The following is a 12,051-nucleotide window of genomic DNA, read 5'->3' as shown; positions in this document are numbered from 1 at the left end:
AACACTCGACGCCCCACCCGGCAGCCAACTCCCGTCCGGCGCCCGGTGGTTGTAGACCACCCCGGCACTGTCCCGGACGGGCCTCGCGGACGCCCCCTTGAGGACCAGCGTGGTGCCGAGCACCGAGTTCCAGGACCCTTCGTACAACGCCCCCGAGGCGATCTGGGCCGCACAGCCGTCCGTCATCCCGGCGATGACCGGCGTACCGACGGGAATGCCCGTCGCTTCGGCGGCGCCCCGGCACACCTCCCCCAACCGAGTACCGGGCCGGACCACCTCCGGCAACACATCACCCAAGTACGCCAGTCGGGACGGCCAGGCCTCCGCCTCCACGTCGTAACCCGTCTTGAGAGCGTGACTGGAGTCGGTCGGAACCACCGTCCCCCTTCCACCCGTCAACCGGGCGGTGATGACGTCGGGTTGATGGGTCACCCGCCCCCTCCCGTACGCCTCCACCAACCACAACACCTTCGGCAGCGCCCAACTCGGCTGCATGCCCACCCGCGCCGCCTCCGCCACCGCGCGACCGTCGTCGTACATCACCCCCGGCGTCAGCGCACGCCCCTCGCCGTCCGTCAGCAGAACGGTCCCCGAGGTGCCGCACACCGCGACCCCACCGAGCCGTCGTAGTCGCGGCTGTCCCGCCAAGGCAGCCCTGGACGCGACACACACCGCCTCCCACCACTCCCCCGGATCCTGCTCGTGCCGCACCCCGTCCCGACGCCCGGTCAACGGGGCGGTGCCGGCGCCGAGGACCCGCCCGCCACCGGTGACCAGCAGCGCGCGGACGCTCTGCGTACCCAGGTCGATGCCCAGCCACGCCCCGCCGTCACCCTCGAACATCATCCGGACCTCCCACAGGGGTTACGCATTCGGCATTCCCCGTTCATCGTGGCAAAGAGGGAGGGAGCCCCACGATGACCGAGACCCTGCGTGTCGTCGCCGCCGGTGACCATTTCGTCCTGCCGTCGCTGATCACTTCCGCGATCGCCGAGGAACTGCGCGAACACCCTTTCAACGTAAGCGAGTTGACACTCGGCTGGCCCTTGGAACCCTTCGGCCGGGTAGCCGAGGTCGAGGAGGCGAGCGACGCCGAGGACGAGATGATCGGCGCCCTGCGCAGCAACAGCGGCGCCCAGGTGCTGGTCACTCAAATGGGGCCGGTCACCGAACGCGTCCTCGCGGCCTGCCCCGATCTCCGGCTGATCGTGGTGTGCCGGGGCGGACCCGTCAACGTCAACCTCGACGCGGCCAAGACCCACGACGTACGGGTGTGCTTCGCCCCCGGCCGCAACGCCGCCGCCACCGCCGAGTTCACCGTGGGGACGCTGCTGGCCGCGCTCCGCCGCATCCCACAGGCACACGAACTCCTTGCCGGACAAGGGAGTTGGGAGGCCGGGGCCGCCTACTACACCTACGAGCACAGTGGCCTGGAGCTGGAGGATCTGCCGGTCGGACTCGTCGGCTACGGCGCGGTCGGCAGCCGTGTGGCCCGCGTCCTCTGCGCCTTCGGCGCCCGCGTGATGGTGTACGACCCTTATGTGCACGGTGAGATCCACGGACTGCGCGTCCCGACGCTGGACGAACTCCTGCGCCGCTCCCAGGTCATCACCCTGCACGCCCGCCTGACCCCCGAGACCCGCGGCCTGATCGGCGCCCGCGAGCTGGCACTGCTGCGCCCCGGCGCGGTGGTGGTCAACGTCGCGCGCGGCCCCCTCCTGGACGAGGAGGCGCTGTGCGACGCCCTGGAGAGCGGCCAGGTGTCGGCAGCGGCTCTCGACACCTACGTCCAGGAGCCATTGCCCACCGCATCGCGCCTGTTCGGCCTCACCGACAGGCTGGTCCTCACCCCTCACCTGGGCGGCGCCTCCCGCGCCGTGGCCGAAAAGGCGGCGCGAATAGCAGCGGAGGAAGTGGGCCGCTGGGCACGAGGCGAGCCTCTCTCCCACCAACTCCGTTGAGGGCCCACCCACTTGTTCTGTCCCCACGCCACCGGCCGAGAGGGAGCCGTAGGGGCGCGCCGGTGTCGAGAGGACCAGCGCGCGGAGGCGCGCAGCGCCGAGCACGGTGGGCCTCTCGACACCGGCTCCCAGCGCCCCGAAGGCGACCGAACCAAAAGAGGTGTGCGCGCGACGGCGCCTTCTCAACTCAGCCCGACTTGAGCATCACCACTCAGCAGGGGGTCACCTATGTATGTCGGAATCGATGTCGGCACCTCCACCGTGAAGGCCGCCGCCTTCGACAGCACCGGCCACCAACTCGCCGTAGCCTCCCGCCCGGTGGAGCTGTCGATGCACGGTGGGTTCGTCGAGCAGGACATGGACGAGGTGTATGGCGCGGTAGTTGCCGTACTCGACGAACTAACGTCAACCGAGGACGCCCCCGTCGAACTGGCCGGCCTGACCGGCCAAGGCGACGGCGTCTGGCTGGTCGACACGACAGGCCGCCCCATCCGCCCCGCCGTGTCCTGGATGGACGGCCGGGCGCACGAACTGCTCGACCGGTGGCTGGCGGACGGCACCTTCGAGACGGTGTTCCGGCGTACCGGCAGCGCGATGTTCCCGGGGTGCCCCGGCCCGGTGCTGGCGTGGTTCGAGGCGCACGAGCCGAAGCCACTGGATACAGCAGCACACGCCCTGTTCTGCAAGGACATGGTCTTCCAACGACTCACGGGCGCACCGCCCGCCACCGACGTCTCAGACGCATCGATGCCGTTCCTCGACCCCAGGACACGAACGTACGACAACGGTGTCGTAGAACTCCTCGGCCTGACCCGCCGCCGACGCCTCCTCGCCCCGGTCAGCGACCCGATCGCGACAGCCACCACCCGCGGCGAGGGACTCCCCGCGGGCACCCGCATCGCGAACGGCCCCTACGACCTCCCCGCCTGCGCGCTCGGCGCGGGCGTGACGGAACCCGGGGACGGACTCCTCATCGTCGGCACCTGCCTCGCCAGTCTCGTCGCGACCACCGACCTCGACCTCTCCGGCGAACCGGCCGGCCTGTACATCTCGCTCGACCGCCCGGGGCACTGGCTGCGCGCGATGCCGGCGATGGTCGGGACAGCCGCCCTGGACTGGGTGCTGTCGACGACGGGCGTCCGGCACGAGGAGGTGGACGCACTCCTCACCGCGACCCCGCCCGGAGCGAACGGCGTGCGGGTGTTGCCGTACTTCGCGCCGTCCGGCGAGCGCGCCCCCTTCGTCGAGCCCCGCCTCCGGGCCGAACTGACCGGTGTCTCCCTGGAGTCGACGCCCGCCGATCTGATCCGGGCGACCTGCGAGGGCATCGGTTACGCGGCCCGGCACTGTCTGGAGGCGGCGGGTCTGACGGGTTCCCTCGCGGTGTGCGGGGGCGGTACCCGCAGCCCCGCCTGGATGCGGCTCCTGGCCGATGTCCTGGGTCGGCCGTTGCGGGTGGTCGAGGGCGAGGTGGGTGCGCGGGGCGCGGTGCTCGCGGCGGCCGAACGCTACGGGGTCCCGCTGGACACGGCGGCCTGGACGCGGCCGACCGAGGTGATCGAACCGGACCCGAGGCGGTCGGCGTACTACACGAAGGGATACGAGGACCATCTCGCGCGGCTGAAGTCGGCGCGCGGGCGGAGCCGGTGATTTCGGGGGCGGGTGCCTGCGATTCGCGGTGTACTACCGGCCTGTCCCACTCCGTGTGGCGAGGAGGAGTTCATGACGGTGCTTCGACGGTGGTGCCCGAACTGTCTCGGGTGGCACGACTTCCAGAAGATGACCGACGCCGAGAAGGCGGCCGTCCGTGAGGTGAAGGGGCCCCGGCACTACGTGGGGGATCTGTGGCGCTGCGCGGTCAAGGGCTGTGTGCGGTACCAGCCGGCGTACAACGCGCGAGGCGGCGGCGATCTCCCCGAGAAGTTCCGCGAGGAGAAGGCCGCCGCCCCGGAGTGAGCGCCGCTGTGCCTACAAGGTGCCGAAGAGCTGTGCTTACAGGTTGCTGAAGTCCGGCCCCTTGGTGCGCGAGCGCTTGATCTCGTAGAAGCCGGGGACGGAGGCCACCGCGACGGTCCCGTCCCACAGCCGTGCGGCCTCCTCGCCCTTGGGGGCGGGGGTGACGACCGGGCCGAAGAAGGCGATCTGCTCGCCGTCGGGGCCGGGGACGGCGATGACGGGGGTGCCGACGTCCTGGCCGACCTTGTCGATGCCCTCCTTGTGGGAGGCGCGCAGCTCGGCGTCGAACTCGAAGTCCTCCTGGTCGGCGTAGTCGATCAGGTCGGCGGGCAGGCCGACGTCCGCGAGCGCGCCGGCGATGGCCTCGACGGTCGGGCCCTCGCCGTTGTTGTGGATGCGGGTGCCGAGCGCGGTGTAGAAGGGGCCGAGGGCGTCCGCGCCGTGCTTCTGCCAGACGGCGGTGACCACGCGGATCGGCTTCCAGGCCTTGGTGGCGAGCAGCTCGCGGTACTCCTCGGGCAGCTCGTCGAGCTTGGGCTCGTTCAGGACCGCGAGGCTCATGATGTGCCAGCGGACCTCGATGTCGCGGACCTTCTCGACTTCGAGCACCCACCGGGACGTCATCCAGGCCCAGGGGCACAGCGGGTCGAACCAGAAGTCCACGGGGGTCTTGGCGGTCTCAGACATGACGCTCCTCGGAATACGGCCGTTTCCTCAGCGCAACACCGCCCCTCGCCACCTCATTCCCGGGTGCCCGCGGTCAGGGGCACATGGCAGGATCGGCCCTGACCACACTGTGATGTCCACCAGCGATGACCATCCGAGGGAGTGCCCCCGTGCCCGGTGAGAATCTGTCCCGCGACGAGGCCCGGGAGCGGGCCGCACTGCTGTCCGTCGACGGGTACGACGTGTCCCTCGACCTGCGCTCCGCCGTGGGGGATTCCGTGGGGGACGACTCGGGCGAAGGCCCTCGGACGTTCCGCTCCGTGACCACGATCCGCTTCCGCTGTGCCGAGCCGGGCGCGGCGAGCTTCGCGGACCTGATCGCGCCGGGCGTGACGGCCGTGTCGCTCAACGGCAGGGATCTCGACCCGGGCGCGGTCTTCGACGGCTCGCGCATCCAGCTGGAGGATCTGGCCGCGGAGAACGAGCTGATCGTCGACGCGCAGTGCGCGTACTCCCGTACCGGGGAGGGCATGCACCGCTTCGTCGACCCCGAGGACGGCGAGATCTACCTCTACACCCAGTACGAGCCGGCCGACTCGCGCCGCGTCTTCGCCAACTTCGAGCAGCCGGACCTCAAGGCGCCGTTCCGCTTCGAGGTGCGGGCGCCGGAGGGCTGGACGGTGTGGAGCAACGGCGCCGGTGAACTGACCGACGGCGTATGGCAGTTCGCGGAGACGAAGCCGATCTCGACGTACATCACGGCGTTCCTCGCGGGCCCGTACCACTACGTCACGGACTCCTACTCGCGCACCTTCGACGACGGTACGACGCTGGAGATCCCGCTCGGCGCGATGTGCCGCAAGGGTCTGGCGCCGTACTTCGACTCGGACGACGTGTTCCTGGTGACGAAGCAGGGGCTGGACTTCTTCCACGACCACTTCGACTACCCGTACCCGTTCGGCAAGTACGACCAGGCGTTCGTGCCGGAGTACAACCTCGGCGCGATGGAGAACCCGGGGCTTGTCACGTTCCGCGAGGAGTACATCTTCCGGGGGAAGGTGACGCAGGCGTCGTACGCGGGGCGGGCGAACACGATCCTGCACGAGATGGCGCACATGTGGTTCGGCGACCTGGTCACCATGGAGTGGTGGGACGACCTGTGGCTGAAGGAGTCCTTCGCGGACTTCATGGGGGTGTTCGCGAGCGTCGGCGCGACCCGCTTCTCCGACGCGTGGATCAGTTTCGCCAACCGTCGCAAGGCGTGGGCGTACCGCGCCGACCAGCTCCCCTCCACGCACCCCATCACCGCCGACATCCGCGACCTGCAGGACGCGAAGCTCAACTTCGACGGCATCACGTACGCCAAGGGGGCTTCCGTACTGAAGCAGTTGGTGGCGTACGTCGGTCAGGACGCGTTCCTGGAGGGCGCGCGCCGCTACTTCAAGCGGAACGCGTACGGCAACACGCGTCTCGGTGACCTGTTGTCGGTCCTTGAGGAGACGAGCGGCCGGGACATGGCGTCCTGGTCGCGGTCGTGGCTGCAGACGGCAGGGGTCAACTCCCTCACTCCGCAAGTGGTGTTGGACGTGGAGGGCGGCCGGATCGCGGAGCTGACGGTGCTTCAGGAGGCGGCCGAGTCGCACCCCGAACTCCGGCCGCACCGGGTGGTCGTCGGCCTCTACCGGACGGAGAACAAGCGCCTCGTCCGCTACGAGCGCGCCGAGGTGGACGTCGACGGCCCGCGGACGGTCGTGGTCGAACTGGCCGGTGCGGACGCGCCGGAGCTGGTGCTCGTCAACGACGAGGATCTCACCTACGCCAAGACCCGTTTCGACGCGGTGTCGTTGGCGACCCTGCGGGACCGGCTCGGCTCGCTCACCGACCCGATGGCGCGGGCGCTGTGCTGGTCGGCGCTGTGGAACATGACGCGGGACGCGCTGCTGCTCGCGCCGGACTTCATCGACCTGGTGATGCAGTTCGGGCGTCGGGAGACCGACATCGGTGTGCTTCAGGTGCTGCACGCGTGGGCGAACTCGGCGCTGGTCAACTACTCGCCGCCGTGGTGGCGGGAGACCGGCGCGAAGCTGCTGACGCACATCGCGGAGCGGGATCTGCGGGACGCCGAGCCCGGCAGTGAGCCGCAGCTGGCCTGGGCGCGTTTCTACGCGTCGGTGGCGTCGGCGCCGGAGGAACTGGCGCTGTTGCGGGGCCTGTTGGACGGTACGGAGAAGATCGAGGGCCTGGTCGTGGACCAGGAGCTGCGCTGGGCGTTCCTGGAGCCGCTGACCGCGCACGGCGTCGCCGACGAGTCCGTGGTGGCGGCCGAACTGGCCCGGGACGACACCGCGTCGGGCAAGCGGCACCAGGTCCGTTGTCTCGCCGCCCGTCCCTCGGCGGCGGTCAAGGCGCAGGCGTGGGCGCAGGTCGTGGAGTCGGACACGTTGTCCAACGCGTTCGTGGAGGCGACGATCGCGGGCTTCGCGCAGCCGTCGCAGCGGGAGTTGCTGGCGCCGTACACGGAGAAGTACTTCGCGGCGATCGAGCGGGTGTGGGCGGAGCGGTCGATCCAGATCGGCATGGATGTGGTGCGGGGCCTGTTCCCGGCGTTCCCGACCGCCGAGGACGGGCGGGCGACGCTGGCCGCGACGGACGCGTGGCTGGCCGCGCACGAGGGGGCGGCGCCCGCGCTGCGCCGGCTCGTGCTGGAGTCGCGGGACGATCTGGCGCGGGCGCTGCGGGCGCAGGAGGCGGACAACGGAGGCCGGGGCGATCAGGGCTGACCCTTGGCCCGCGTTCCGGACGGTGATCGTTGGCCTGCGATTGGCCTCTGCGTGACCGTTACCGAATACAGGTAATCGCAACCGTAACCCCTGGTCCGCCCCATCCGGACCAGGGGTTTTCGGTGCCTACTCGGCATCCGAACGCCTGTCCTTTAGTACCGCATCGTCCGGATTTGTCGACTGGCGTGTAACAGCGGTTAGGGAGCGGATCCGGCGCGGGAAACCCCGTTGCATGAACCACAACACCCCCCTCTCCCCCCGCCCCCTCAGCCACCTCTCCGAGGTGCACCGCCGGGTTCTGACGACGGCTCAGCTCCGGGCGCACGGCGTCCCGGCCGCCGAGGTGAACGAGCAGTGCCGGCCCGGCGGCCCCTGGCAGCAGTTCCTCCCCGGCGTCGTCCTGCTGCACTCCGGTCCGCCCACCGGCGAGGAGCGGCTGCACGCGGTGCTGACGTACGCGGCGCGGGAGCGGACGGCAGGTGTCCCGGTCCAGCCCGGCGCGGAGGAGCCGCACCGGCCGACGTACGCGGAGACGATGGTCACCGGCCTGGCCGCGCTGGCCCTGTACGGCTTCACCTCGGCCGGGCAGCTCGCTTCCCTCGACCACATCGACGTCCTGGTCCCCCGGATGCGCCGGCTGCGCTCCACGGGCTGCGCCCGCATCGTCCGTACGGCGGCGCTGCCCGCCGCGCGGCAGGTGAAGGGCGTCCCGGTCGCCCCGGTGCCGCGGGCCGTCGCGGACGCGGTGGCCGGACTGTCGGACGCGAACGCGGTACGCCGGCTGCTCACCGAGGCGGTACGCGGCGGGCACTGCGAACCGGCCGCGGTGGTGCGGGAGTTGAACGACGCGAAGCTGCTGAGCCGCCCGCACGTGGTGGACGCGGTGGACTCGCTGCTGGCCGAGGGCCGCGCGATCGCCGAGGACCGCCTCTACCGGATGGTGAGCGAGTACGGCCTTCCCGACCCGGTGTGGAACGTGGACCTGCGACTGCCCGGCGGCCCGCACCTGGGCGGCCTGGACGCGTACTGGCCCGAGCAGGCGGTCGCCGTGGAACTGGACACCCGCGCCCCGCGCCAGGACGAGGACGCGCTGTGGTCGGAGTACGCCCGCAAGCGCGAGCACCTGGAACGGCTCGGCATCACGGTCGTCCACATCACCCCCAGGAAGCTGCGTGACGGTCTTGAGCAGCAGGCGGCGGTGGTCCGTACGGCACTGATGGCGGCGGCGGACCGGGATCCCGCCGCGTATGTCGTGGTGCTGCCCCGGTAGTGACGGACCGGGGCGGCATCAGGAGGGGAGAGGAGGGGCCACCGGGGGGTCGGTGGTCCCTCCTCGTATGTGCTCATAGGGGTTCTGTGCTTACAGGGGTTCTGTGCTTACAGGGGTTCGGGGAGGGGTGGCGGGGCCGCGGTGGTGCTCGTGTGTCCCGCGTGCAGGCCGTCGATGAGGGCGGCGTAGGAGGCGATCATGCGCGTACGACTGAAGCGTTCGCGGCTGCGGGCGTGGGCCTTGGCGAACTCCGCGCGGCCCACGACCGCCTCGGTCCAGGCCGACGCGATGGCGTCCGGGTCGGGGGGTGTGATGATGCCGTGCCCGGCGACGATGGAGGCGCTGTCACCGATGTCGGTGGCGACGGGTACGGCCCCGCACATCATGCCCTCGATGAGGCAGAGCGGTGCGGCCTCGCCGAAGGACGAGGTCAACGCGACGACGTCCGACCCGGCGTAGACGGTCTCCATGTCCCGCCGCACACCGAGCAGATGAAGCCGATCGCCGAGTTGCTCCCTGTCCTCCCCGAAGGCGGCGTCGATGTCGGCGGCGAGGGCGGGCTGGTTGTCGGCGGTCATGCCCGTGCCGCACATGACGACGTGGCCGGCGGGTTCGCGTCGTAGCCACTCGTGGGCGGCGCGGAGGAAGAGCGGGACGTTCTTCATGGTGGCGTAGCGGGCGGCGAACACCACGACCGGGGCGGTGTCCGGGATCCCGAGGGAGGCGCGGAAGGCGAGCCGCCGGGCGGGGTCGGGCCGGAAGCGCAGCAGGTCGACCCCGTTGGGGATGACGTGGAGGACCTCGGGCGGGATACCGGCGGCCTGGTAGGCGTCGCGGGTGGACTCCGCGCAGCAGACGCAGGCGACGACCTTGCCGTCGGCGATGGCGGCCTTCAGTTCGTCGAGGGCGGCGCCCTGGTGTTCGGGGTCCGAACGGTGCAGGCACACGACGACCGGGCGGCGCGGCAGGCCTCCCTGGTTGAGCAGGGTGAGCGGCTGCTCCTTGAGCGACAGGACGACGTCGGCATCGGCCAGGGCACGGGCCGCGTCGGCCAGCTCGGGGCCGGTGAAGCCGGTACTGACCTGCCCCTCACCACCGCCGAAACTACGCCCGAGGGTGGAGACGCCGACCCCGGCCGCGGTCAGCTGTTGATAGCAGGCGTCGTTCTCCATGGCCTGCCGGGTCGCTTCCCGATGGACTTCGCCGTGGATGCTCAGCACCGAATGATGCTGGCCGCCCTCCACCAGTCCCAGAACGACGTCGCTGTGGACGATTCGGGCTCCTCCGGAGAAGAAACCCTCGTAGACCGACAGCACGTGCAGTTCGTGTCTAGCGCGCACACGACCACCCGCCTTGCGTATGAATCGAGCCATCCCCGTGAACAGCGGGTTAGCCGTTATGAGGCGGCACGGAGATTTCGCATGAATGAACTCGGCGTCTCGTGTCTGAGTCCGGTTGGTTATCCCGGGGTCAATTGGTGGCGAGGCGGGCTCGGACGGTCTTGCCGACGTCGCTCCGCGGAAACCAGTCGAGTGACTCGGACACCCCGCGAACGACCAGAAGCCCGCGCCCGGACTCCCCACTGGGGCTCTGGCTGACCACGGGAAACTCCGACACCGGGTCCGACACGTCGATCGTCAGCGCGGATTTCTCTTCTTCGTCTACGGCGACCCGCAGCCAGACCTCGTGCCCGGGGAGCCGCCCGTGGCGTACCGCGTTGGCGACGAGCTCGGAGGTGACGAGGACGGCGTCGTCGATGTCACCGGGCCAGTTCCAGAGGGTGAGGCGACGGCGGATGTGGAGGCGGGCGAGACGGACGCTGCGCGGGGTCATGGGGTAGCTCATGGACCAGTCGGGGGTGGGCATGGGGGTCCTTTCGGGTGTGGGGTACCCGACCACCGTGGCGAGACTGCACATCGAGCTGCAATCGAAACTCCACAGAAATTTCAGGGAAGTCGGAATTGGACTATGCCCGGATCTGCGCAAGCACCTGCACGGCTCGCATACGTCATGCCACACTCGGCACGCGTGAACAGGCGGCGCGTACAACGGCACGGAGATGGTGCACATGGCGGCAAAGCGCGGGCGGACCGGCCAGCGACTCGAACTTGGCCTTCAGCTACGCCAGTTACGTGAAGGCTGTGGTCTGGGCGACCGCGGGGGCGGCTTCACTCGGAAACAGGCGGTACAGGGACTGCGCATCTCCGAAGCGACACTGCTGCGGATTGAGACTGGCGCCCTGAACTTCCGGAACGTCGGCGATCTGAGGAAGCTGCTGGACAAGTACGGCGTCACCGACGAGGACGTCATCGAGTCGCTGACCAACCTCAACCGGGAGTCCGGGCAACGGGATTGGCTCACCCAGTTCCCCATGCCTACGGGAATGCCGACATTCGTGGGGCTTGAGCCGGAGGCACGCAGCATGCGGGCGTACCACCCGACCCTGGTGTACGGCCTGTTGCAGACAGAGGCCTACGCACGCGCGCTCCTCGAAGCACACAAGCCGGTCGAGGAGAACACCTCCGAATTCGTGCGCAGTAGCGTGGAATTGCGGATGAGGCGCCAAGAGGTGCTCACCAGGGAAGACCCCGTCAAGCTTCGCGTCATCCTCGGTGAGGCCGCCCTGCGCTACCCGGTGGGAGGTACCGATGTGCAACGCGACCAGTTCGAGAAACTCGTGGCGATGTCCTCCTGGGACCACATCGCCATCCAGATCCTGCCGTTCAGAGCCGGTTACCGCTCGACGAACGACTTCGCGATCCTCGACCTCGGGGACGACCTCCCGCCGAGAGTCCAGATCGACAGCGCCTGGGGCGCGACCCACACCTCGGACAAGCGCCGTGAAGTCGACCGTTTCATCCGCCGGTTCGACGCCATGACAGCATCGGCACTGCCTCCCGAAGACACACCGGACTTCCTGCACCGGCTAGAAAGTGAGCTGTAGTCCCATGAACCCCGAAATCGCCCCCGAGCACGCCTGGTTCAAGTCGTCCTACAGCGACGGCACGGGCCAGAACTGCATCGAAGCGGCCCGCGTCCGCCCCACCGGCATCGCCGTCCGCGACTCCAAGAACCCCACCGGTCCCGCCCTGCTCCTCCCCGCGACCGCGTGGGCACCCTTCCTCGCCCATCTCCGCGAGATGGACTCACGCGACTGACGAAGGTCTTGGTCGGCCAGGTACGGAGTCGCCTCCCCCATGGACCCCCTCCACGAAAGCGTGACACTCCAGCGCCAAAGCGTCACACTTTCGCGCCCCACCCTCCCGGGCTGCTGAACGTCCCACGCGGCGCTCGACTTCGAACCCGCCAAAAGGAGAGCCGTAGGCCATGTCGACACACCCGACCACCTTCGAACTCGCCCCCGAACATGCTTGGTTCAAGTCGTCCCACAGCGACGCGGGCCAGAACTGCATCGAAG

The 12,051-nt window shown here is 69.7% G+C and carries 11 protein-coding genes; 7 read left to right on the top strand and 4 right to left on the bottom strand.

Annotated features, from left to right (window positions below):
- Positions 1-846: FGGY family carbohydrate kinase (locus tag JHN45_RS44890; RefSeq protein ID WP_268982468.1), on the bottom strand; the 846-nt coding region annotated here is incomplete at its 3' end.
- A 71-nt stretch (positions 847-917) separates the two neighbouring features.
- Between JHN45_RS44890 and JHN45_RS44885 the strand changes: the two genes are divergently transcribed.
- From JHN45_RS44885 to JHN45_RS44875, 3 genes are all read left to right on the top strand, one after another.
- Positions 918-1,961 carry a 2-hydroxyacid dehydrogenase gene (locus JHN45_RS44885; protein WP_201055157.1) on the top strand — a complete coding sequence of 348 codons (1,044 nt, stop codon included), beginning with the start codon at positions 918-920 and terminating at the stop codon, positions 1,959-1,961.
- Positions 1,962-2,189: 228 nt separating this feature from the next.
- Complete coding sequence (locus tag JHN45_RS44880) at positions 2,190-3,611, top strand: FGGY-family carbohydrate kinase (protein WP_201055155.1); 1,422 nt, start codon at positions 2,190-2,192, stop codon at positions 3,609-3,611.
- 72 nt (positions 3,612-3,683) lie between these two features.
- Positions 3,684-3,917 carry a hypothetical protein gene (locus tag JHN45_RS44875; protein ID WP_200715927.1) on the top strand — a complete coding sequence of 78 codons (234 nt, stop codon included), beginning with the start codon at positions 3,684-3,686 and terminating at the stop codon, positions 3,915-3,917.
- 36 nt (positions 3,918-3,953) lie between these two features.
- On the opposite strand, the gene JHN45_RS44870 is transcribed toward JHN45_RS44875, so the two are convergent.
- Entirely contained in the window at positions 3,954-4,604 is a 651-nt protein-coding gene (locus JHN45_RS44870) for a DsbA family protein (RefSeq protein ID WP_200715928.1), read from the bottom strand.
- A gap of 149 nt (positions 4,605-4,753) precedes the next feature.
- Here JHN45_RS44870 and pepN point away from each other — a divergent pair, with 149 nt between their 5' ends.
- On the top strand, positions 4,754-7,363 hold the full coding sequence (gene pepN, locus JHN45_RS44865; RefSeq protein ID WP_201055153.1) for an aminopeptidase N: 2,610 nt from the start codon (positions 4,754-4,756) through the stop codon (positions 7,361-7,363).
- A 232-nt stretch (positions 7,364-7,595) separates the two neighbouring features.
- Positions 7,596-8,633: a hypothetical protein gene (locus JHN45_RS44860; protein ID WP_201055151.1), complete on the top strand. Its 1,038-nt coding sequence runs from the start codon at positions 7,596-7,598 to the stop codon at positions 8,631-8,633.
- Between the two features lie 107 nt (positions 8,634-8,740).
- On the opposite strand, the gene JHN45_RS44855 is transcribed toward JHN45_RS44860, so the two are convergent.
- Together JHN45_RS44855 and JHN45_RS44850 are read right to left on the bottom strand one after the other, a co-directional pair.
- Positions 8,741-9,949 (bottom strand): glycosyltransferase, encoded by a 1,209-nt coding sequence (locus JHN45_RS44855; protein WP_201055159.1) that lies wholly within the window; start codon positions 9,947-9,949, stop codon positions 8,741-8,743.
- A 154-nt stretch (positions 9,950-10,103) separates the two neighbouring features.
- Positions 10,104-10,499: an ATP-binding protein gene (locus tag JHN45_RS44850; RefSeq protein ID WP_236584788.1), complete on the bottom strand. Its 396-nt coding sequence runs from the start codon at positions 10,497-10,499 to the stop codon at positions 10,104-10,106.
- A 202-nt stretch (positions 10,500-10,701) separates the two neighbouring features.
- On the opposite strand from JHN45_RS44850, the gene JHN45_RS44845 reads away from it, so the two are divergent.
- Entirely contained in the window at positions 10,702-11,577 is an 876-nt protein-coding gene (locus JHN45_RS44845) for a helix-turn-helix transcriptional regulator (protein ID WP_201055149.1), read from the top strand.
- A 4-nt stretch (positions 11,578-11,581) separates the two neighbouring features.
- Positions 11,582-11,791 (top strand): DUF397 domain-containing protein, encoded by a 210-nt coding sequence (locus JHN45_RS44840; protein WP_201055148.1) that lies wholly within the window; start codon positions 11,582-11,584, stop codon positions 11,789-11,791.
- Positions 11,792-12,051: the final 260 nt, after the last annotated feature.

This window comes from Streptomyces sp. MBT53, from assembly GCF_016654115.1.
Taxonomy (GTDB): domain Bacteria; phylum Actinomycetota; class Actinomycetes; order Streptomycetales; family Streptomycetaceae; genus Streptomyces.
The sequence above is the reverse complement of the archived record's forward strand: the minus strand, read 5'-3'. Positions and strand labels throughout refer to the sequence as shown.